Here is a 22,064-nt window from a genome sequence, read left to right on the forward strand (position 1 = left end):
CGATGGAGGCGCATTATAGGGAGTCGACTCAGGAAGACAAGCGGAAAAATGCATTTTTGTTTCAACCGCTCACCTTTTATCCATAACGCTTACTTTTGCTGCTTTTTTATCGCCAATGGCAGGTCAGCCAGGCTATTTATCACTAAATCAGCCGCATTTTCTGCTTCTGGCGTGACAGGCTTACCCGTGCGCACCAATACTTTGGTCCCAACGTTAGCAGCGGCTGCTGCCTGCATATCTTCTATTTTGTCGCCCACCATATAGGAAGCCGCCATATCTATGTGCAGGAACTCTTGCGCAGAGAGAAGCATTCCTGGATGCGGTTTACGACAGTCGCAAACCTGGCGGTACTCTTCTACCGTTCCCTGCGGGTGGTGAGGACAATAGTAGATGCCATCCAGATCAACATCACGATCGGCCAGCGACCAGTCCATCCACTCCGTCAGCGTTTCAAACTGCGCTTCAGTAAATTTACCGCGGGCAATACCCGACTGGTTAGTCACGACGATAAGTGCATAGCCCATCTGTTTAAGTTCACGCATGGCATCAATAACGCCGTCGATAAACTCGAACTCGTCGATCTCATGTACGTAACCGTGGTCCACATTAATGGTGCCGTCACGGTCGAGAAAAATTGCAGGTACAGACTTTGCCACCTTTTATAGCTCCTGAATAAGGCATGTTGCTCTAGTATCGCATGTTTCGGCAGGCAAGAAAGTGCTCATCGTGCAAAGCCAGATTGATTTAGACGTCTGGATGCCTTAACATCCATCTTATTAACGACGTCGACCGTACCAGACAGACGAAAATGCCACGGCTAACTTAATTACGATAATAAATAACCCATGATTAAACTTTCGAATATCACCAAAGTGTTCCAGCAGGGGACGCGCACCATTCAGGCACTGAACAATGTCAGCCTGCATGTTCCTGCCGGACAGATTTATGGCGTTATTGGCGCCTCAGGTGCCGGTAAAAGTACGCTCATCCGCTGCGTTAACTTACTTGAACGCCCAACGGAGGGCAGTGTACAGGTCGGCGGTCAGGAGCTCACTACGCTTTCTGAATCCGAGCTGACCAAAGCTCGCCGTCAAATCGGCATGATTTTCCAGCACTTTAACCTGCTGTCTTCCCGCACGGTATTTGGTAACGTCGCGCTTCCACTGGAGCTGGACAATACCCCAAAAGAAGAGATCAAACGTCGCGTTACCGAGCTACTGGATTTAGTGGGCCTTGGCGATAAGCACGACAGCTATGCCGCCAACCTTTCAGGCGGCCAGAAACAGCGTGTCGCCATTGCCCGTGCTCTGGCAAGCCAACCGAAGGTATTGCTGTGCGATGAGGCCACCAGCGCACTCGATCCGGCAACGACCCGTTCGATTCTGGAATTACTGAAAGACATTAACCGCCGTCTTGGGTTAACCATCCTGCTGATTACCCATGAGATGGACGTCGTAAAACGTATTTGTGACTGCGTGGCGGTTATCAGTAACGGTGAACTGATCGAGCAGGACACGGTGAGTGAAGTGTTTTCACATCCGAAAACGCCGCTGGCGCAGAAATTCATTCAATCCACGCTGCATCTGGATATTCCAGAAGATTATCAGGAACGCTTAAAAGCAGAACCAGAAGCCGATAGCGTCCCGATGCTGCGTATGGAGTTTACCGGCCACTCTGTCGATGCCCCACTGCTTTCCGAAATTGCTCGCCGCTTTAATGTGAACAACAACATTATCAGTGCGCAGATGGATTACGCCGGTGGCGTCAAGTTCGGCATCATGCTGACTGAAATGCACGGCGCACAAGAAGATACACAAGCGGCCATCAACTGGCTGCAGGAACACCATGTAAAAGTAGAGGTACTGGGTTATGTCTGAGCCAATGATGTGGCTGCTAGTTCGCGGCGTATGGGAAACGCTGGCAATGACCTTTGTGTCCGGTTTTTTTGGCTTTGTGATTGGCCTGCCCGTCGGCGTACTGCTGTACGTCACGCGTCCGGGGCAAATCATCGAGAACGCGAAGCTCTATCGTACGCTGTCAGCGCTGGTCAATATTTTCCGCTCCATCCCATTCATTATACTGCTGGTATGGATGATTCCATTTACCCGCATGATTGTCGGCACCTCGATCGGTTTACAGGCCGCTATCGTCCCGCTGACCGTGGGTGCCGCACCGTTTATTGCCCGAATGGTAGAAAATGCGCTGCTGGAAATCCCGACCGGGCTGATTGAAGCCTCAAGAGCGATGGGCGCTACGCCGTTACAGATCGTGCGTAAAGTGTTACTACCAGAAGCGTTGCCAGGCCTGGTGAATGCGGCAACGATCACGCTGATTACCCTGGTCGGTTACTCAGCAATGGGCGGGGCCGTCGGTGCGGGCGGTCTTGGGCAGATTGGCTATCAATACGGTTACATTGGATACAACGCTACCGTGATGAATACAGTACTGGTATTACTTGTCGTTCTGGTTTATTTAATTCAGTTATCCGGCGATCGCATCGTCCGGGCGGTCACGCACAAGTAACGTTACACACAACACAGAAAAACTCATTAAGAAAAGGAAATAAGCATGGCGTTCAAATTCAAAACCTTTGCGGCAGTTGGAGCCCTGATCGGTTCTCTGGCACTTGTGGGTTGCGGTCAGGATGAAAAAGATCCAAACCACATCAAAGTGGGCGTTATTGTTGGCGCAGAGCAGCAGGTTGCCGAAGTCGCACAGAAAGTGGCGAAAGAAAAATACGGTCTGGACGTTGAACTGGTCACGTTCAACGATTACGTCCTGCCTAACGAAGCGCTGAGCAAAGGCGATATCGATGCCAATGCCTTCCAGCACAAACCATACCTGGATCAGCAGATCAAAGATCGCGGTTACAAACTGGTTGCTGCAGGCAATACGTTCGTCTACCCAATTGCTGGCTATTCCAAAAAAATCAAATCACTGGATGAACTGCAGGACGGTTCTCAGGTAGCGATTCCAAACGACCCGACTAACCTCGGTCGTTCCCTGCTGCTGCTGCAGAAAGTGGGCCTGATCAAACTGAAAGACGGCGTTGGCCTGCTGCCAACCGCGCTGGATGTGGTTGAAAACCCGAAAAACCTGAAACTGGTAGAGCTGGAAGCACCACAGCTGCCGCGTTCACTGGACGACGCACAGATCGCGCTGGCGGTTATCAATACCACCTACGCCAGCCAGATCGGCCTGACCCCGGCAAAAGACGGTATCTTTGTTGAAGATAAAGACTCCCCGTACGTAAACCTGATCGTAACTCGCGAAGACAATAAAGATGCTGAGAACGTGAAGAAATTCGTTGAGGCGTATCAGTCTGACGAAGTTTACGAAGCGGCAAACAAAGTCTTCAATGGCGGCGCTGTTAAGGGCTGGTAATTTTAGGCTGTTTCCAAAATCTGTAATATCATCAGGACGGGCGCTTGCCCGTCTTGTCATTTATGCAAGCACCTGATTCAATATCTGACGTTTAGATCATTCATTGAGGAAATATTATGCGTGCTTTACCGATCTGTTTAGTAGCACTCATGTTGAGCGGCTGTTCTATGTTAAGCAGATCCCCTGTTGAACCCGTTCAAAGCACTACGACCCCGCCGAAAGTGGAGCCAGAAAAACCAAAAGCACCGCGTGCCACACCGGTAAGAATTATCACCAACGCTGAAGATCTGGTCGGTAAACCATTCCGCGATCTGGGTGAAGTCAGCGGTGAATCCTGCCAGGCATCAAACCAGGATTCTCCTCCAAGCATTCCAACCGCACGCAAACGCATGCAGATAAATGCCTCTAAAATGAAAGCGAATGCGGTATTGCTGCACAGCTGCGAAGTGACCAGCGGAACACCGGGTTGCTACCGTCAGGCGGTTTGCATTGGTTCTGCACTGAATATTTCGACGAAATGAGCCACTTTCAGTTCGAGCAAATAGGCGTTATCCGCTCTCCCTATAAAGAAAAATTCGCCGTTCCACGCCAGCCTGGTCTGGTGGAAAGTGCCAGCGGCGAACTGCATTTGCTCGCACCGTATAACCAGGCCGATGCCGTTCGCGGCCTGGAAGCGTTCAGCCATTTGTGGGTGATTTTTGTTTTTCACCAGACAATGGAAGGTGGATGGCGGCCAACCGTGCGCCCTCCTCGACTTGGCGGCAACGCCAGAATGGGCGTCTTTGCCACACGTTCGACCTTTCGCCCTAACCCTGTCGGCATGTCGCTGGTCGAACTAAAAGGCATTGTCTGCCAGAAAGATAACGTTGTCCTACAACTGGGCAGTCTGGATCTGGTCGACGGAACTCCGGTGGTCGATATCAAGCCCTACCTGCCGTTTGCTGAAGCACTACCCGATGCCACCGCCAGCTATGCACAGCATGCGCCAGTCGCGGAAATGGCGGTCAGTTTCACCCCTGAGGTTGAGCAACAACTTCTGATGCTGGAAAAACGTTATCCGCTGCTAAAAACATTTATTGGTGAAGTGCTGGCACAGGACCCGCGTCCTGCGTATCGTAAGGGTGAAGAGACAGGCAAAACGTACGCCGTCTGGCTACACGATTTCAACGTGCGCTGGCGCGTGACGGCAGAGGGTTTCGAAGTCTTTGCGCTCGAACCCCGGTAATTTCGCGCCCTTCTCTTTTGACATCCCTTTCTCGCTGGTAAACTAAACCACTTTTTTTGTGTCAGGCTCGCGTTGAGCCTGTTCGATCGTTCAACTGGAACCGTAACAACATGCGTACTAGCCAATATCTGCTCTCCACTCTGAAGGAGACACCTGCCGACGCCGAGGTTATCAGCCACCAGCTGATGCTGCGCGCCGGGATGATTCGCAAGCTGGCCTCCGGGTTATATACCTGGCTGCCGACCGGCGTGCGCGTCCTGAAAAAAGTCGAAAACATCGTGCGTGAAGAGATGAACAACGCCGGTGCTATCGAGGTGTTAATGCCGGTAGTTCAGCCTTCTGAACTGTGGGAAGAGAGCGGCCGTTGGGAACAGTACGGCCCGGAACTGCTGCGTATTGCTGACCGCGGCGATCGTCCATTCGTACTCGGCCCAACGCATGAAGAAGTGATCACCGACCTGATCCGTAACGAGCTCAGCTCCTACAAACAGCTGCCGCTGAACTTCTACCAGATCCAGACTAAATTCCGTGACGAAGTGCGTCCGCGTTTCGGCGTCATGCGCTCCCGTGAATTCCTGATGAAAGATGCGTACTCTTTCCATACGACTCAGGAATCTTTGCAAGAAACCTACGACGCAATGTATGCCGCGTACAGCAAGATCTTCAGCCGTATGGGTCTGGATTTCCGTGCGGTACAGGCTGACACCGGTTCTATCGGCGGTAGCGCTTCTCACGAATTCCAGGTTCTGGCGCAGAGCGGCGAAGATGACGTGGTGTTCTCTGACAGTTCCGACTTTGCTGCCAACATCGAATTTGCAGAAGCCGTAGCGCCAAAAGAACCGCGCGGTGCCGCCACGCAGGAAATGACGCTGGTCGATACGCCAAACGCGAAAACCATCGCTGAGCTGGTTGAGCAGTTCAATCTGCCGATCGAAAAAACCGTTAAAACGCTGCTGGTGAAAGCGGTCGAAGGCAGCAGCTACCCGCTGGTTGCGCTGCTGGTTCGTGGCGATCACGAACTGAACGAAGTCAAAGCAGAAAAACTGCCGCAGGTTGCCAGCCCACTGACCTTCGCCACCGAAGAAGAAATTCGTGCCGTAGTCAAAGCAGGTCCTGGCTCGCTCGGTCCAGTGAACATGCCAATCCCGGTAGTTATCGATCGTACCGTTGCGGTCATGAGCGACTTCGCAGCAGGTGCTAACATCGACGGTAAACACTATTTCGGTGTTAACTGGGATCGTGATGTCGCCACGCCAGAAGTGGCTGACATCCGTAACGTCGTTGCCGGCGACCCGAGCCCGGACGGCAAAGGCACACTACTGATTAAACGCGGTATCGAAGTCGGTCACATCTTCCAGCTGGGTACCAAGTACTCTGAAGCAATGAAAGCTTCAGTTCAGGGCGAAGATGGTCGTAACCAGATTCTGACCATGGGCTGCTACGGTATCGGGGTGACTCGCGTTGTTGCTGCCGCTATTGAACAGAACTTTGACGATCGCGGCATTGTATGGCCGGACGCCATCGCACCGTTCCAGGTGGCGATTCTGCCGATGAACATGCACAAATCCTACCGCGTACAGGAACTGGCTGAGAAGCTTTACGCTGAGCTACGCGCGCAGGGTATCGAAGTGCTGATGGACGATCGTAAAGAACGTCCAGGCGTGATGTTTGCCGATATGGAACTGATCGGTATTCCGCACACCATCGTGCTGGGCGACCGTAACCTCGATAACGATGATATCGAATACAAATACCGTCGTCACGGCGAGAAACAGCTGATTAAAACCGGCGACATCGTCGACTATCTGATTAAAGCCATTAAAGGCTGATACAGCAAAAGGCCCTGATCATCAGGGCCTTTTTTCAGAGATTAATTACACCCTTTACCGGGTATAAACTTCGCGTCTTTATCCGCCATCAGCGTTTTCACCTTCTCGCCCGTATCCGGGTTCGCCTCCTGCGTGAAATGCCCTTCAAGGGTCAACAAGACCGATTGGCCAGTTTCCGTGCGAGCAGCTAAATAGCCGCGTTCAAGCTGGGCATTATTTGCTACCGGCATACGCTTGCCCGTCGCACAGTCGGTAAAGACAGCCGCATCCGCCATGTAGAAATACATCCCACGCATCGGCATTGGCGTGACGGGCAAACTGGCTGACACCGGCTCAAGGGTATAGTTGAACTGCGATTCGATCGGATTACCTTCACGATCGAGCATTTCCAGCGCCTCGCCTTTTGCCCGGTAGTAAGACTTCTCACCTTTGCTGTCGGTCAACACCAGCTTATCCGCCGTGCGTGCCCAGGTGCCATAGGAGGCAAAGGAAGACGGTTCATCCCGTACGCCCTGATACCGTTCGTTCATCACCCAGGTCCCGTCTTTTTCCAGGAACAGCGAGGTTTCAATCCCTTCGCAGTCGGCGCAGGGCAAGATGCCACGCCAACTTTGCTGCATCGGTTTTAATTCTGCCGCCCGCGTCGACTGCAATGCTTCGACGTCAGTACGATTATTACAGCCGATCAAGGAAAAGAGCGTGCATACAGCGACCACTGACAATATTGCTGTTTTCACTATAAAATCCTTATGATTTTTTTATTCCTGTTCGTCAGTCCTGCGAACGACGAACTTTCCCGCGCAGCGCCTTCACGGTGGATTTTTGCGCCTTCGATGACAACCGGCGCTCTTTCGAGGCGCGCGTAGGACGCGTTGCCTGGCGGCTTTTTTGCACTGCGGTTAATTCTTTAATCAACGCCACCAGCCTGGCCAGAGCCGCTTCCCGGTTGAGTTCCTGACTGCGATATTCCTGCGCCTTAATGATGATGACGCCATCGGCAGTGATCAGATGATGACTGGCCGCCAGCAAGCGTTCCTTGTAATACTCTGGCAGGCCAGAGGCCCGAATGTCAAAGCGCAAATGGATGGCCGTCGAGGTCTTATTAACGTGCTGCCCACCCGCACCCTGTGCCCGGATAGCCGTGATTTCCAGCTCATTATCAGGGATAGAGACGTTTCGGGAGAGAACGATCATCAACGCTGCTGCCACGCGGTCAGATGAATTTCCAGATTGTTCTGAGAGTCTGACAACCAGATAGCCCCATCCTGGATGGTCGCCTGCAACGTCATAGTACGCCCGGCAAAGTCGCTCAGCTGCGCCAGCTGTTCGTCATCCAGATACCAGACAGTCAAATTTTTAAACTGTGCGCACTTATTCTGGTTTTGCTGCCACCAGATTTGCGCCGCCCGACTGTTATAGGTAAACAGAGCAACTTCCCCAGACTGAGTACAGGCCTTCTTAATCCGACGCTCATCCGGCAGGCCGAGTTCAATCCATAAATCAATGCCCAGATGATCGTTACGCAGCCATGCTTCTGGCTCATCTTCTGCGCTCAAGCCCCGCGTAAACTGTAACCGCTCATTGGCATATTTAATCCATGCCAACAGGCGCAGCATCATGCGTTCCTGGGTTTCAGAAGGGTGACGCGCCAGCGTCAATGCCGCGTCAAGAAACTGGTTGCGGTCAAGATCCGCCACGTTGACAACGGCTTTATAAATTGTCGCTTTAAGCGCCATGAGAGAACTCCTTTCGAATCAGGCGCACATTGTAGCGAAAACTACGCCAAAAGGCTGCTAACAGCTCTTCTATCAAGGCGCTGATATTGCTTGAATGAGTATGGTATAGTCACCTTGCTAAACAGAGTTTATCTTCGTAGGCTTAGACTTGCATCCACGGTTAAGTCAGAGTACTGACAGGAGGGCATGTGGAAAAATATTGTGAGTTAATACGCAAGCGGTACGCGGAAATCGCCAGCGGAGACTTAGGGTATGTCCCGGATGCGCTGGGTTGCGTATTGAAAGTGCTGAATGAAGTGGCGGAAGACAGCGCCCTTTCAGAGTCGGTCAGAGAAAAAGCGGCCTATGCTGCCGCGAACTTACTGGTGAGCGATTATGTCAATGAATGAAACGTATCAACCCATTAACTGTGATGATTACGACAATCTTGAGCTCGCCTGCCAGCACCATTTATTACTGACGCTGGCGCTGAAAGATGGCGAAGTGCTGCAGGCGAAAGCCAATGACCTGGTTTCACGCAAAAATGTGGAATATCTGGTTGCAGACGTCTCTGGAGAATCACGTGAGCTTCGTCTCGACAAGATTGCCAGCTTCAGCCACCCGGAAATCGGTACCGTGGTGGTTAGCGAATCCTGATTATTTTGTTGCCGGATGGCGGTGCAAGCACCTTATCCGGCCTACTTTCCATGCGATACGTAGGCCTGATAAGCGCAGCGCCATCAGGCATGCCATACCAGATTCACGCCTTCTTCCCCTTCCGCCAGTCCTTCCCGCGTAACAAAGACACCGGCTGCCGCAATCAGCGTTTCGCCGTAAAACAGTAACGGCGTGGTATCGCGTCGCCAGGGCGGAATTCCCTGCTCCTGCCATATTTTTTTGAGCTTACGCCCACCGTTACGCCCGACAATGTGTAATAACCCGGGCGCTTTAAAGCGAATACTGACCGGTTCACCCACGTGCGGCATACGTAATTTTCCCGTTGGGAGTAACTGTACGTCTCCCAGCCCGGCAGGCAGCGTCAGCGGTGTTTGCCAGCATGGCCACGGGATGACAGTTTCACTTTGCCCGGTAACAGATTTCACCCACCACAGCTGTGACTGATAGCGGCGAATTTCATATTCGCCTACGCACAAGCACGGCGCAGCATCTTCCCGCGCCAGCACCACTTCCTGCCAGATTCGCGCCAGCGCATCCCGGGATGGCATCGGTGCATTCAGCCCTGCCAGCCAGCGACGAAGCAGCGCAGCACGTCGTACATCGCTCATCGTCATTAATGGCTCAACTAAAAGGGTGTCCTGCTCGGTGACACACTCCGCTAAATCATTGGCAAGTAACTCATCCAACAAACGTTCCTGCTCGGCACACAGCACCGCACTGCGGGCCGCCGCTTCAGCAAAGTGCGGCCAGCGCTGTTGCAGTTGCGGGATTATACGTAGCCGCAGAAAATTGCGATCGTAGGCATCATCCTGATTACTTTCATCTTCAATCCAGCGTAGTCCATGCTCCAACGCCCAGCGTTCAAGCGCGTCACGCGTTTGCGCCAATAGCGGGCGAATAAGCTGGGTCCCAGCAAACGGTGAACTTTCCCCCATTGCAGAAAGTCCGGCCGGGCCGCTGCCGCGTTTGAGCGCCAGCAAAAAGGTTTCACACTGGTCATCAAGATGCTGGGCGGTCATCAGCACTTCACCCGGCAGCAGCGTCCGGGCAAAAGCCTGATAGCGCGCCCGCCGGGCCTGCGCCTCTATCCCCAGCCCGTCATCCTGAAGATGCACCCGTTCAACCACCAGCGGCACCTGCCATTGTGCACAAACCGATTCGCAGTGCGTCACCCATTCGTCTGCGTGCGGACTCAATCCATGGTGGATATGGATAGCGCGTAGCACGATGTTGGGGTGTTGTTTTCGCCACAGCACCAGTTGGTGCAACAGCACGGTCGAGTCGAGGCCACCGCTAAAGGCCACCAGGATATGGGGAGATGTCAGAAGTGAAGTGTTTAGTGTGAGTGTCGTCATGATGAGTACTTACTAGGGTATTGCCCGGCACGTTACCGGGCTACCGTTACAATGACAAGCCTTACTGCTCGTATAATTCAAGCGGTAATCCATCCGGATCGTTGAAAAAAGTAAAGCGTTTGCCGGTAAAGGGGTCGACACGTACTGCCTCACATTTCACATTATGATTTTCCAGATGGGCTATCGCCTTTTCCACATCATCCACGCTGAACGCCAGATGGCGTAACCCGCAGGCTTCCGGTCGGCTGGGACGGCAAGGTGGAAATGGAAAAGAAAAAAGCTCAATCACGTACTGCCCGTTCAGCGCCAGATCGCCTTTCCAGGAGTCACGCTCTTCCCGGTAGACCTCGCTCATCAGCGTAAAGCCCAGCACGTCGCAGTAAAATGCCTTACTCACCGCGTAGTCCGTCGCAATAATGGCAATATGGTGAACCTGTTTTAATCCCAGCATAGCGTCTTAGCCTCTTTAGTTTTCTTTTCGCACGTTACTCGTCCGCGGTCGGTTCAGGCAAGCTGCGATGCCATTTTTAGGACTCTCACACGGTACACGCCGTCCTCACCCAGTTTAGCGCCATGAATATCCGTGTCGAATCCAGGATAATGATGGCCGACAGAACACAGCATCAACAGGAAATCGAGCACCGCCCGGCTGTCTTCGGTGATCATTTCCCCCGGCATCAGCAACGGTACGCCGGGAGGATAAGGCAGGATCATATTTGCAGAAATGCGCCCCACCAGTTGGTCAAGCGTCACCGTCTCCACCTCGCCTTTGATCTGCCGCTGCCAGGCCTGATGTGGCGTCATTTTCATTTCCGGTAGGGTGTCAAATGCCCGTAGCATTAGCCCGGAGAGATCGTGTTGGCGGATCAGATTATGGATCCCCTGTGCCAGATCCTGAATACGCATATTGCGATAGAAATCCGGATCTTCAGCATACAAATCTGGCAGCATATTCTTCACACGCAAATTCAGATCGTACGAACGTTTGAACTCTGTCAGCCCACGCAGCAACCCCATCGCCCGGGTTTTATCAATGCCAATGCTGAACAAAAATAACAGATTATACGGACCCGTTTTCTCCACCACGACACCGCGTTCGTCGAGGAATTTCGCCACCAGCGCCGCCGGGATCCCTTCGTCACTCATGTTTCCCTGTTCATCCATCCCCGGTGTCAGAATAGTCACTTTCACCGGATCGAGGAACATGTGGTCGGCGTCGGCATCGGTAAACCCATGCCAGTCTTCACCCGGCGCTACGGGCCAGCATTCCGCTTCATCCACCTTTTCCGGCTGCCAGATATCAAAGAACCAGCCGTCCGATTCTTCCCGCAGTCGCTGTACTTCTTTGCGAAAATGCAGCGCACGCTCAACGGAGCGATTGATTAAGCGCTTGCCTGAGTTGCCGCGCAGCATTGCCGCCGCCGTTTCTATTGACGCGACAATCGGGTAGCTCGGCGACGTCGAGGTATGCATCATAAAGGCTTCATTAAAGGTCTCTTCATCGTAGTCACCTTTAATGTGGATCAGAGAAGCCTGCGACAGCGCCGCCAGCATCTTGTGGGTCGACTGGGTTTCAAAGATAACCTTACCAGGTACTCGTTCGCCGCTCATGCCGCTTTTCCCCTGATAGATCGGGTGAAAATGAGTGTAGGGCACCCAGGCCGAGTCAAAGTGAATAGACGGCACGTCCAACGTCTGTTTGATCCAGTTGGTGTTATACAGCAGACCGTCGTAGGTAGAGTTGGTGATCACCGCATGTACTGGCCACTGGGCCTGGGCGGTCTCTCCGACTTTGCGCTCAATACTCTCACGGGTAAATTCACGCTTAGGGATACCGCCAAGAATACCCAGCGCATTACGCGTGGGCTTCAGCCAGATGGGTACCACGTCGCTCATCATCAGCAAATGCGCCAGTGATTTATGACAGTTACGATCGATCAGTAGCGTACTTCCGGTCGGGGCTGCATACATACCGACAATTTTATTCGACGTCGAGGTGCCATTCGTCACCATATAGCTCTGCTCTGCCCCAAAGGTGCGGGCGATATATTCTTCGGCCTCCAGGTGCGGGCCAGTATGGTCCAGCAGCGACCCCAGTTCGGTCACGGAAATGGAGACGTCGGCCTTGAGCGTATTGCCGCCAAAAAAGTCATAGAACAGGCAGCCCACTGGACTCTTTTGGTATGCCGTCCCCGCCATGTGCCCCGGCGTACAGAAGGTATACTTCCCTTCTTTCACGTAGGTGAACAACGCCCTGGTAAACGGCGGAGTGATGTTATCGAGGTATTCATTGGTGTACTGGCGAATACGGGTGGCAATATCGTCAGACTGGCCTAGAGCATACTCGAAAAACCACAGCGCCATGCGCAGGTCGTGGGCGCTGACATCCATCGTCGAATGGGTATTGATAAAGGCGTAAAGTGGCAGGTATTCGTTAAGCTGGTTGATATCGCTACACAGCTCCAGGCTGTACTCATCCCAGTCAAAAATGACGCCGCAAATTCGCGGGTTATGCTCAATAAATTTCAGCAGGTCGACGCTATTCTGCGGCCAGATAATCTGAAACCCTTGCTGCAGTAGTGCACGTTCAAGTTCCTTGATGGGCTCATCTTTATAAAAGACGCCATGCGGTCCCATGATGGCAATGATATTCATGCGTTCCTCCTGGAAAAACCTTAGTTAATCATAGCCTGGTCAAACCGCAGGTAAAAAAAAGGGCCACAGCGTTGTGGCCCTTTTCAGAATATATGCAGTTTACGCGTAACCGTAGCTCATCAGTCGCTGGTAACGGCGATTTTTCAGCTCTTCCGTACTTAACACATCGAGATCGGCCAGATCGGCCAGCAGCTGTGCTTTCAGCGACGCAGCCATGACTTCTGGATTACGATGCGCCCCGCCCAGCGGTTCCGGTACGATAGAATCGATCAGCTTCAGCTCTTTCAGACGTGGGGCAATAATGCCCATCGCTTCTGCCGCCAACGGCGCTTTGTCTGCGCTTTTCCACAGAATGGATGCACAGCCTTCCGGGGAGATAACAGAATAGGTGCTGTATTGCAGCATATTCACTTTATCGCCCACGCCGATCGCCAGCGCGCCACCGGAGCCACCTTCACCGATAACGGTGCAGATAACCGGTACGCTCAGACGTGACATTTCACGCAGGTTACGCGCAATCGCTTCAGACTGACCACGTTCTTCCGCGCCCACGCCCGGATAAGCCCCAGGGGTGTCAATGAAGGTAATGATCGGCATCTTGAAACGTTCGGCCATTTCCATCAGGCGCAGCGCTTTGCGATAGCCTTCCGGTGCTGGCATGCCGAAGTTACGACGAATTTTTTCTTTAGTCTCGCGGCCTTTCTGATGACCAATGATCATCACTGGACGACCATCAAGACGCGCGATGCCGCCGACGATAGCTTTATCATCCGCATAGGCACGATCGCCCGCCAGCTCATCAAATTCATCAAACGCCAGGCGGACGTAATCCAGGGTGTACGGACGCTGTGGATGGCGAGCCAGCTGGGCTACCTGCCATGCGCCAAGATCGGCAAAGATTTTGCGCGTCAGTTCTACGCTTTTTTCACGCAGGCGATGCACTTCTTCATCGATGTTAATATCCAGTTTCTCATCCTGACGGCTCACCGCAGTCAGAGAATCGATTTTTGCTTCCAGCTCTGCAATCGGCTGTTCAAAATCAAGGAAATTCAGACTCATAGTATTCCTGTATTAGTCAAACTCCAGTTCCACCTGCTCCGAACCAATAAGGCCACGGAGATCGTTCAGTAAACGATCGCTCGGAGAGACACGCCACGTTGCGCCAAAACGCAACCGCGCACGTGCATCCGCCCTCTGATAGTAGAGATGTACTGGAATTGTCCCCGAGCGGTGGGGTTCCAGAGACTGACGGAGTCGGTTTAAAAGCTGGTCATCAATTTGCCTGTCCGTCAGCGAGATAGCAAGCCCGCGAGCGTATTTTTCCCGGGCTTCGTCAATATCCATGACTTCACGGGCCATCATTTTAAGCCCACCGCTGAAGTCATCAAAGCTGACCTGTCCGCTGACGATAAGTATGCGGTCTTTTTCCAGCAAATGCTGGTATTTATCCAAGGCATCGGTAAATAACATCACTTCCAGACGCCCGGAACGGTCATCCAGCGTGCAGATGCCGATACGATTGCCGCGCTTGGTGACCATTACCCGCGCAGCAATGACGAGCCCCGCAGCCGTGGTAACTTTACCACGTTCTGTCGGATGCATGTCTTTCAGCCTGTGGCCTCCGACATAGCGCTCAATTTCTTTTAAATACTGGTTGATGGGGTGTCCCGTCAGGTAAAGCCCTAACGTTTCACGCTCACCATCTAATACCACCTGCTCCGGCCACGGCGTGCAGTTGGCATAGGATTGTTCAATCTGTTCCGGCTCTTCGGCCAGAACGCCAAACATATCGGCCTGACCGATGGCTTCGGCTTTTGCGTGCTGATCGGCGGCTTTAAGCGCGTCGTTCAGCGAATTCATCAGTGCGGCGCGATGCGGGCCAAGGCGGTCAAACGCCCCGGACATGATCAGTTTTTCCAGCACCCGGCGGTTTAGCTTTTTGATATCCGTACGGGCACAGAGATCGAACAACTCGCGGAAATAGCCACCTTTGTTACGCGCTTCAATAATAGCTTCAATGGGGCCTTCACCCACGCCTTTTATCGCGCCGATGCCATACACAATCTCGCCATCATCATTTACGTGGAAATGATACAGCCCGGAGTTGATATCCGGCGGCAGGATTTTCAGTCCCATACGCCAGCATTCATCCACCAGCCCGACCACTTTCTCAGTGTTATCCATATCAGCGGTCATTACCGCGGCCATAAACTCAGCGGGGTAATGCGTTTTCAACCATAGCGTCTGGTAAGACACCAGCGCATAGGCTGCGGAGTGCGATTTGTTAAACCCGTACCCTGCGAATTTCTCCACCAGGTCAAAGATTTTGATCGCCAGCTCACCGTCTACGCCGCGCTTTCTCGCCCCTTCTTCAAAGGTGCCGCGCTGCTTGGCCATTTCTTCCGGCTTTTTCTTACCCATCGCACGGCGCAGCATATCCGCGCCGCCAAGAGTATAACCAGACAGCTCCTGGGCAATCTGCATGACCTGTTCCTGATACAGGATAATGCCGTACGTCGGCTCCAGAACAGGTTTCAGGCACTCATGCTGCCATTGTACATCCGGGTAGGATATTTCTTCTCGCCCGTGCTTACGGTCGATAAAGTTATCTACCATTCCCGACTGCAGTGGGCCTGGGCGGAACAACGCCACCAGGGCTATCATATCTTCGAAGCAGTCAGGCTGCAGGCGTTTGATCAGATCCTTCATGCCGCGAGATTCAAGCTGGAAGACGGCGGTTGTCTCCGAGCGCTGCAGCATATCAAAACATTTTTTATCGTCGAGCGGGATGGCGGCGATGTCAATCGGCTCCAGTCCCTGCTTTGCCCGACGCGGGTTGATCATTTTCAGCGCCCAGTCAATGATCGTCAGCGTACGCAGACCCAGGAAGTCAAACTTAACCAACCCGGCGTATTCCACGTCGTTTTTATCAAACTGAGTGACCGGATGAAGACCTTCTTCATCACAATAGAGCGGAGCAAAGTCGGTAATTTTAGTGGGAGCAATAACCACGCCGCCCGCATGCTTACCGGCATTACGCGTGACGCCTTCCAGCTTACGCGCCATGTCGATCAGCGCCCTGACCTCTTCGTCCGCCTCGTAGATTTCTGGCAACTGCGGCTCTGCCTCAAAGGCTTTTGCCAGCGTCATCCCCGGATCGGGTGGCACCAGTTTAGAAATCCTGTCGACAAACCCGTACGGATGCCCCAGTACGCGGCCCACGTCGCGGATAACCGCTTTTGCGGCCATCGTACCAAAGGTAATAATCTGTGATACCGCGTCACGACCATACATTTCCGCCACATGTTCAATCACCTGGTCGCGTTTCTCCATACAGAAGTCAACGTCGAAGTCAGGCATCGAGACACGTTCCGGGTTAAGGAAACGTTCGAACAGCAGGTCAAATTCCAGCGGATCGAGATCGGTAATTTTTAGCGCATAGGCCACCAGTGAGCCGGCACCGGAACCACGGCCAGGTCCGACCGGCACGCCGTTGTCTTTCGACCACTGGATAAACTCCATGACGATCAGGAAGTAGCCCGGGAACCCCATCTGGTTGATAACCTGAAGTTCAATGTCCAGGCGTTCGTCGTAAGGTGGGCGCTTCTCTTTGCGTTCGGCTTCATCCGGGAACAAAAACGCCAGACGCTCTTCCAGACCTTCTTTCGATTTTTTAACCAGATAGTCTTCGGTGGTCATATCTCCGGTCGGGAACTGCGGCAGGAAGTATTCACCCAGACGCACCGTCACGTTACAGCGCTTGGCTATCTCGACGGTATTTTGCAGCGCTTCCGGAATGTCGGAAAACAGCTCGCACATCTCTTCTTCGCTGCGCATATACTGCTGCGGTGAATAGTTGCGCGGACGTTTCGGATCATCGAGTGTGAAACCATCATGGATCGCCACGCGGATCTCATGCGCGTCAAAATCTCCGGTTTCAAGGAAGCGAACATCGTTGGTCGCCACCACCGGCAGACCCCGCGTTTCGGCCAGCGCCACTGCGGCATGCAAATAATTCTCTTCGTCCTGCCTGCCGGTACGGATCAGTTCCAGAAAATAACAATCGGGGAAATGTTCTTCATAAAACGTGACGCACTCATCAACCAGCGCGCTGTTACCGCGTAGCAAGCTCCGTCCGACGTCGCCCATGCGACCACCGGAAAGTAAAATTAAGCCTTCTTTTAAATCAAGCAACCAGTCTCTGTCGATGACCGGTCCTTCGGATCCATAGCCACGTTGATAGGCTTTTGATATCAACAACGTCAGATTCTGATAGCCCGTATTATTGGCCGCCAGCACCGTTAGTTGCGTCAACTCGTCGCCAAACTGCTCGCTACGGACATGAAAATCAGCACCAACAATCGGTTTAATGCCAGCACCGTGACCCGCCCCGTAAAACTTCACCAGACCACACAGGTTGGTAAAATCGGTGATCGCCAGTGCAGGCATGCCCAACGCGGCCGCCTTTTTCACCAGCGGCCCCGTTTTTGCCAACCCATCAATCATGGAGTAGTCGCTGTGCACCCGCAGGTGGACGAAACGTGGTTCAGACATCTTCAGATTCCGGTTTACTTATTCTTGCCACAAGAATCAGGACGTGAGTCCCAGTGCGCGTTTAACAGGGCCAAAGCTGCGACGGTGGTGTTCTGTCGCGCCATGCTCTATAAGCGCCGCCAGATGAAAAGCTGTTGGGTAGCCTTTGTGCTGCGCAAAGCCGTACTGCGGGAAAACCGTATCCAGCGTCGCCATCTCCGCATCGCGGGTGACTTTCGCCAAAATAGACGCTGCGCTGATTTCCGCCACGCGACTGTCCCCTTTCACCACCGCCATCGACGGCATCGGCAATACCGGGCAACGATTACCGTCAATTAGCACGTATTCAGGCGTAATGTGCAAACCGGCCACCGCTCGCTGCATGGCCAGCATGGTGGCATGCAGAATATTCAGCTCGTCGATTTCATGTGGTTCCGCCCGTCCCAGGCTCCAGCTTAACGCTTTTTCTTTGATTTCATCGTAAAGCGCCAGACGACGCTTTTCAGAGAGTTTTTTGGAGTCGTTCAGACCGACTATCGGACGCGCTGGATCAAGAATAACAGCAGCTGTCACCACAGCCCCGACCAAAGGGCCTCGTCCTACTTCATCCACACCCGCCACTAAATGCGTATGTGGATAAACAAATTCAATCATTGTGCTAACTCCAGGACTGCATCCGCCGCCTGCTCATCAGCATTACAACGGATCTGCTGGTGCAGGTCGCGGAACGTATCGTGCATCGCATGGCTGGTTTTGCCATTCGCCAGCAACGGCTGCAGCGCTTTCGCCAACGCCTGCGGTTCGCATTCATCCTGCAACAGCTCTTTGACTAATTCTCTTCCCGCCAGCAGGTTCGGCAACGAAACATAATCGGTTTTCACCAGACGTTTCGCCAGCCAGAACGTGAAGGGTTTCATACGGTAGCCGACAACCATCGGGCACTTCGCCAACATACACTCCAGCGCTGCCGTGCCTGAAGCCAGCAGCGCTGCATCGCTGGCAACCATCGCTTCGCGTCCCATCCCATCAAGCAGATGTACGGAAAGTTCCGGTGCTACCTCAGCTTTAATGCGCTCAAACTGTTCCCGTCGTTTGGCATTCACCAGCGGCACGACCACTTCGAGATCGGGATACTGCTGGCGTAGCAACTGTGCTGTTTTCAGAAAATCAGCGCTAAGCATCTCCACTTCAGCGCCCCGGCTTCCTGGCAATAGTGCCAGGCAGTGCGCATCATGGGGAATACCCAGCACGTCGCGAGCCGCGTTTTTATCCGGATCCAACGGCATGGCGTCCGCCATGGTGTGGCCGATAAAGCGGCACGGGACATTAAATTTGTCATAAAACGCTTTTTCGAAAGGCAGAAAGGCCAGCACCATATTGGTGGATCTGCCTATTTTGAAAACACGTTTCTGTCGCCATGCCCACACGGAAGGGCTGACGTAATGAATGGTTTTAATGCCCTGTTTTTTCAAGTTCCCTTCAAGGGTAATATTAAAATCAGGTGCATCAATGCCAACGAAAACGTCCGGCTTGAGATCGGTAAAACGACGAGTCAGATCGGCGCGAATATGCAGTAAACGGCGCAGGCGTCCGAGCACTTCAACAATGCCCATCACCGCCAACTCTTCCATTTCGTACCAGGCTTCACAGCCTTCGGCCTGCATCAGCGGACCTGCCACGCCAACAAAACGGGCATTGGGTACACGCGCCTTGAGTGCGCGAATTAATCCTGCACCAAGAATATCGCCGGAGGTTTCTCCGGCGACGAGGGCAATCGTTAATGGACGCTGCTCAGTCATTAACGAATCAGGCCACGCGTTGAGCGTTCAAAGAAATCACTGAAAGCCTGAACATCCGGGTACTGCTTCGCCAGCTCGGCGATTTCCGGCTTCACTTCTTCCAGAGTTTTACCACTGCGATACAACGCTTTATAGGCGTTACGGATCGCGGTAATCGCTTCACGGGTGAACCCGCGACGCTTCAGACCTTCGATGTTGACGCCAAATGGCGTGGCATGATTACCTTGGGCGATAACGTACGGCGGAACGTCCTGAGCAACACCAGAACAACCACCAACCATCACATGTGCGCCGATGATGCAGAACTGATGCACCGCCGTCATCCCGCCGATGATAACGAAATCATCCAACGAAACGTGTCCGGCAAGCGTGGCGTTATTCGCCAGAATACAGCGATTACCAATCGTACAATCATGCGCAACGTGCGCGTTGATCATCAGTAAGTTATCGCTGCCCACCTTCGTCAACCCACCGCCTTGCACTGTGCCACGATGAATGGTGACGCTTTCGCGGATGCGGTTGCGATCGCCAATTTCCACGCGGGTCGGTTCGCCAGCATACTTCAGATCCTGGTTTACTTCGCCGATGGAGGCAAACTGATAGATCTCGTTATCGCGACCAATTTTAGTATGGCCATTCACGACAACGTGAGACTTCAGTACGGTACCCTCACCAATTTCAACGTGGGGTCCAACAATACAAAAAGGTCCAATGTGGGCATTGGCACCAATACTGGCGCCCTCTTCCACAATGGCGGTCGGGTGAATAAAGGCGGATTTATCAATCACGTATTAGGCCTCCCGGCTACGGGCACACATCATCGTTGCTTCGCACACAACTTTACCGTCAACCAGTGCAACCCCTTTAAAACGGGTCAGGCCACGGCGCGTTTTCTCGAAAGTGACTTCCATGATCATCTGATCGCCAGGTACGACAGGACGCTTGAAGCGTGCTTCATCGATACCAGCGAAATAATACAGCTCGCCTGGCTCCAGTTTTCCTACGCTTTTAAACGCCAGAATACCCGTTGCCTGGGCCATTGCTTCCAGAATCAGCACGCCAGGGAAAATCGGTTTACCCGGGAAGTGGCCCTGGAAGAAAGGCTCGTTAACGGATACATTTTTCACTGCGCGCAGAAAACGACCTTCTTCAAAATCCAGCACACGATCAACCAGCAAAAACGGAAAACGGTGCGGCAGAAGTTCTAAAATCTCTTCAATTTGCAGAGTATGAGTGTTAGTAGTCAAAATACTCTTCCTGTCAAAATATACTAAAAGGCAATAATAACACGGCCTGTCGCAATCGTATGAATGGGACAGGCCGAAAAGTCAGACGTGCAAAAAAGGTGCTTTAGTCTTGTTGATTAACCTTGCGCTCAATTGCTTTGAGGCGCTTGCTCATATCATCAATATTCATCACCAGTGCAGCTGTTTTACGCCATACCTTGTTGGGCTGTAGCGGAATGCCTGAGGAATAGACGCCTGGTTCGGTGATAGGACGCATCACCATACCCATACCAGTGACCGTGACTTTGTCGCATATTTCCATATGCCCATTGATCACACTGGCGCCGCCAATCATGCAGTAACGGCCAATCTTCAGGCTGCCCGCCATAATGACGCCACCGGCTACCGCCGTATTGTCGCCAATCACAACGTTATGCGCAATCTGGCACTGGTTATCAATGATAACACCATTGCCGATCACGGTATCGTCCAGAGCGCCACGATCGATGGTCGTGCAAGCGCCGATCTCGACACGATCGCCAATAATTACGCGACCAAGCTGTGGGATCTTCACCCAATTACCACGATCGTTCGCATAGCCAAAGCCGTCAGATCCTACAACGGTGCTGGACTGAATCAGGCAATGTTCACCGATCTGGATATCGTGATAAATCGTCACATTCGCCCACAAGCGTGAACCTGCGCCGATTTTTGTGTTTTTTCCGACGAAACAGCCTGCACCGATAACCACGTTATCGCCCAGTTCTACGCCAGACTCGATGACCGCATTTGCGCCAACAGAGACATTGCTACCCAGCTTTGCCGTCGCATCAATCACTGCACTGGGTGCAATGTTCTGTGCCGGCTGAGGCGTGGTATCTAAAATTTGCGCCATTCGCGCATAGGTCAGGTAGGGGTTCTTCACTACCAGCGCAGCACTCTTAGCAAAAGGAAGATCGTCCTGCGTCATCACAACGGCAGAAGCCTGGCACAGGCTTAAATGCTCACGGTACTTAGGATTCACCATGAACGTAATATTGCCAGTTTGCGCAGATTGCATGGACGCTACGCCGGTGATGACGATATCGCCATCACCGTGTAATTCTGCATCCAACTGCTCTGCTAAATCAGCCAGTCGAATTGAAGGCATTACTTATTTAACCTGTTTCAGTACGTCAGCGGTGATGTCTTTAACATCGCTGCTGTTGTAAGCAACGGTGTTTGCGTCAACGACCAGATCGATGCTCTGGCTGCTAGCGACAGATTTCACGGCTGTCTGGATACGCGTAACCAGTTTGCCACGTTCTTCGTTGGAACGACGCGCACGATCCTGCTCAAAAGCTTGCGCTTTCTGAGAGAAAGTCTGGCGCTGAGCCATAACGTCTTTTTCCAGCTTAGTACGATCGCTACCTGCTTTCATGGATTGCAGACGCTGCATTTTAGATTGCAGATCGGATTCCATGCGCTGCAGTTCGCTGGCGCGGCCTTTGAACTCGTTTTCCAGCGTATTAGAAACACCAGTCTTCTGTGCAACCTGTTGGAACAGGCTACCCATATTGACGATTGCAATTTTGTCAGCAGCCTGTGCGGACGTTGCCATCGCTAAACCGAGACCTGCAGCTAATAACCACTTTTTCACAATAAACTCCTTACCATCCCATTTGC

General features: G+C 52.7%; 23 protein-coding genes. 8 read left to right on the forward strand and 15 right to left on the reverse strand.

Annotated elements, in window-relative coordinates; translation table 11 throughout:
• Nucleotides 1–89 precede the first annotated feature (89 nt).
• A complete protein-coding gene (gmhB, locus tag FDW95_RS18720; RefSeq protein WP_115259377.1) occupies nt 90–656 on the reverse strand; it encodes a D-glycero-beta-D-manno-heptose 1,7-bisphosphate 7-phosphatase in 567 nt (188 codons plus the stop codon).
• A 189-nt stretch (nt 657–845) separates the two neighbouring features.
• Between gmhB and metN the strand changes: the two genes are divergently transcribed.
• The 6 genes from metN (at nt 846) to proS (ending at nt 6,438) form a co-directional block, all read left to right on the forward strand.
• Nucleotides 846–1,877: a methionine ABC transporter ATP-binding protein MetN gene (gene metN / locus FDW95_RS18725; RefSeq protein ID WP_096758214.1), complete on the forward strand. Its 1,032-nt coding sequence runs from the start codon at nt 846–848 to the stop codon at nt 1,875–1,877.
• The gene (locus FDW95_RS18730; RefSeq protein ID WP_003018471.1) at nt 1,870–2,523 is read left to right on the forward strand and encodes a methionine ABC transporter permease MetI; all 654 of its coding nucleotides are present in this window, start codon (nt 1,870–1,872) and stop codon (nt 2,521–2,523) included. Before metN ends, FDW95_RS18730 begins: the two co-directional genes overlap by 8 nt.
• Nucleotides 2,524–2,568: 45 nt before the next feature.
• Nucleotides 2,569–3,384, forward strand: a complete 816-nt coding sequence (gene metQ, locus FDW95_RS18735) for a methionine ABC transporter substrate-binding lipoprotein MetQ (RefSeq protein WP_096758215.1) — start codon at nt 2,569–2,571, stop codon at nt 3,382–3,384.
• A gap of 116 nt (nt 3,385–3,500) precedes the next feature.
• On the forward strand, nt 3,501–3,905 hold the full coding sequence (gene rcsF / locus FDW95_RS18740) for an Rcs stress response system protein RcsF (RefSeq protein ID WP_096758216.1): 405 nt from the start codon (nt 3,501–3,503) through the stop codon (nt 3,903–3,905).
• Nucleotides 3,902–4,609: a tRNA (N6-threonylcarbamoyladenosine(37)-N6)-methyltransferase TrmO gene (tsaA, locus tag FDW95_RS18745; protein ID WP_115259379.1), complete on the forward strand. Its 708-nt coding sequence runs from the start codon at nt 3,902–3,904 to the stop codon at nt 4,607–4,609. The genes rcsF and tsaA overlap by 4 nt, the downstream gene beginning before the upstream one ends.
• 110 nt (nt 4,610–4,719) lie before the next feature.
• Complete coding sequence (gene proS, locus FDW95_RS18750; RefSeq protein ID WP_115259381.1) at nt 4,720–6,438, forward strand: proline--tRNA ligase; 1,719 nt, start codon at nt 4,720–4,722, stop codon at nt 6,436–6,438.
• Between the two features lie 41 nt (nt 6,439–6,479).
• On the opposite strand, the gene nlpE is transcribed toward proS, so the two are convergent.
• From nlpE to FDW95_RS18765, 3 genes are read right to left on the reverse strand one after another with little or no spacing between them, the layout of a single operon-like run.
• A complete protein-coding gene (nlpE, locus tag FDW95_RS18755) occupies nt 6,480–7,178 on the reverse strand; it encodes an envelope stress response activation lipoprotein NlpE (protein WP_115259383.1) in 699 nt (232 codons plus the stop codon).
• Nucleotides 7,179–7,209: 31 nt separating this feature from the next.
• Complete coding sequence (gene arfB, locus FDW95_RS18760; RefSeq protein WP_096758220.1) at nt 7,210–7,632, reverse strand: alternative ribosome rescue aminoacyl-tRNA hydrolase ArfB; 423 nt, start codon at nt 7,630–7,632, stop codon at nt 7,210–7,212.
• Nucleotides 7,632–8,174, reverse strand: a complete 543-nt coding sequence (locus FDW95_RS18765) for a YaeQ family protein (RefSeq protein ID WP_115259385.1) — start codon at nt 8,172–8,174, stop codon at nt 7,632–7,634. The genes arfB and FDW95_RS18765 overlap by 1 nt, the downstream gene beginning before the upstream one ends.
• 188 nt (nt 8,175–8,362) lie before the next feature.
• Between FDW95_RS18765 and FDW95_RS18770 the strand changes: the two genes are divergently transcribed.
• Complete coding sequence (locus FDW95_RS18770; protein ID WP_096758222.1) at nt 8,363–8,563, forward strand: YaeP family protein; 201 nt, start codon at nt 8,363–8,365, stop codon at nt 8,561–8,563.
• Nucleotides 8,550–8,810 carry a Rho-binding antiterminator gene (rof, locus tag FDW95_RS18775; RefSeq protein ID WP_096758223.1) on the forward strand — a complete coding sequence of 87 codons (261 nt, stop codon included), beginning with the start codon at nt 8,550–8,552 and terminating at the stop codon, nt 8,808–8,810. The genes FDW95_RS18770 and rof overlap by 14 nt, the downstream gene beginning before the upstream one ends.
• A gap of 83 nt (nt 8,811–8,893) precedes the next feature.
• Here rof and tilS read toward each other — a convergent pair whose 3' ends face one another.
• From tilS to skp, 11 genes are all read right to left on the reverse strand, one after another.
• Entirely contained in the window at nt 8,894–10,186 is a 1,293-nt protein-coding gene (tilS, locus tag FDW95_RS18785; protein ID WP_137363581.1) for a tRNA lysidine(34) synthetase TilS, read from the reverse strand.
• A gap of 61 nt (nt 10,187–10,247) precedes the next feature.
• Entirely contained in the window at nt 10,248–10,637 is a 390-nt protein-coding gene (locus FDW95_RS18790) for a VOC family protein (RefSeq protein ID WP_096758225.1), read from the reverse strand.
• 53 nt (nt 10,638–10,690) lie between these two features.
• Nucleotides 10,691–12,841 carry a lysine decarboxylase LdcC gene (gene ldcC, locus FDW95_RS18795; RefSeq protein ID WP_115259389.1) on the reverse strand — a complete coding sequence of 717 codons (2,151 nt, stop codon included), beginning with the start codon at nt 12,839–12,841 and terminating at the stop codon, nt 10,691–10,693.
• A 99-nt stretch (nt 12,842–12,940) separates the two neighbouring features.
• Nucleotides 12,941–13,900: an acetyl-CoA carboxylase carboxyl transferase subunit alpha gene (gene accA / locus FDW95_RS18800; protein WP_096758227.1), complete on the reverse strand. Its 960-nt coding sequence runs from the start codon at nt 13,898–13,900 to the stop codon at nt 12,941–12,943.
• Nucleotides 13,901–13,912: 12 nt separating this feature from the next.
• Nucleotides 13,913–17,395 carry a DNA polymerase III subunit alpha gene (dnaE, locus tag FDW95_RS18805; RefSeq protein ID WP_096758228.1) on the reverse strand — a complete coding sequence of 1,161 codons (3,483 nt, stop codon included), beginning with the start codon at nt 17,393–17,395 and terminating at the stop codon, nt 13,913–13,915.
• A 36-nt stretch (nt 17,396–17,431) separates the two neighbouring features.
• Nucleotides 17,432–18,028 (reverse strand): ribonuclease HII, encoded by a 597-nt coding sequence (gene rnhB, locus FDW95_RS18810; RefSeq protein WP_115259391.1) that lies wholly within the window; start codon nt 18,026–18,028, stop codon nt 17,432–17,434.
• Nucleotides 18,025–19,173 (reverse strand): lipid-A-disaccharide synthase, encoded by a 1,149-nt coding sequence (gene lpxB, locus FDW95_RS18815; RefSeq protein WP_096758230.1) that lies wholly within the window; start codon nt 19,171–19,173, stop codon nt 18,025–18,027. The genes rnhB and lpxB overlap by 4 nt, the downstream gene beginning before the upstream one ends.
• On the reverse strand, nt 19,173–19,961 hold the full coding sequence (gene lpxA / locus FDW95_RS18820) for an acyl-ACP--UDP-N-acetylglucosamine O-acyltransferase (protein ID WP_096758231.1): 789 nt from the start codon (nt 19,959–19,961) through the stop codon (nt 19,173–19,175). The genes lpxB and lpxA overlap by 1 nt, the downstream gene beginning before the upstream one ends.
• Nucleotides 19,962–19,964: 3 nt before the next feature.
• Nucleotides 19,965–20,420, reverse strand: a complete 456-nt coding sequence (fabZ, locus tag FDW95_RS18825; RefSeq protein WP_000210739.1) for a 3-hydroxyacyl-ACP dehydratase FabZ — start codon at nt 20,418–20,420, stop codon at nt 19,965–19,967.
• 103 nt (nt 20,421–20,523) lie between these two features.
• Nucleotides 20,524–21,549 carry a UDP-3-O-(3-hydroxymyristoyl)glucosamine N-acyltransferase gene (lpxD, locus tag FDW95_RS18830; RefSeq protein ID WP_115259393.1) on the reverse strand — a complete coding sequence of 342 codons (1,026 nt, stop codon included), beginning with the start codon at nt 21,547–21,549 and terminating at the stop codon, nt 20,524–20,526.
• Nucleotides 21,550–21,552: 3 nt separating this feature from the next.
• Complete coding sequence (gene skp, locus FDW95_RS18835; protein ID WP_115259395.1) at nt 21,553–22,038, reverse strand: molecular chaperone Skp; 486 nt, start codon at nt 22,036–22,038, stop codon at nt 21,553–21,555.
• Between the last annotated feature and the right edge of the window lie 26 nt (nt 22,039–22,064).

It is taken from the genome of Citrobacter sp. wls718, assembly GCF_005280945.1.
GTDB classification, from domain to species: Bacteria; Pseudomonadota; Gammaproteobacteria; order Enterobacterales; family Enterobacteriaceae; genus Citrobacter; species Citrobacter gillenii.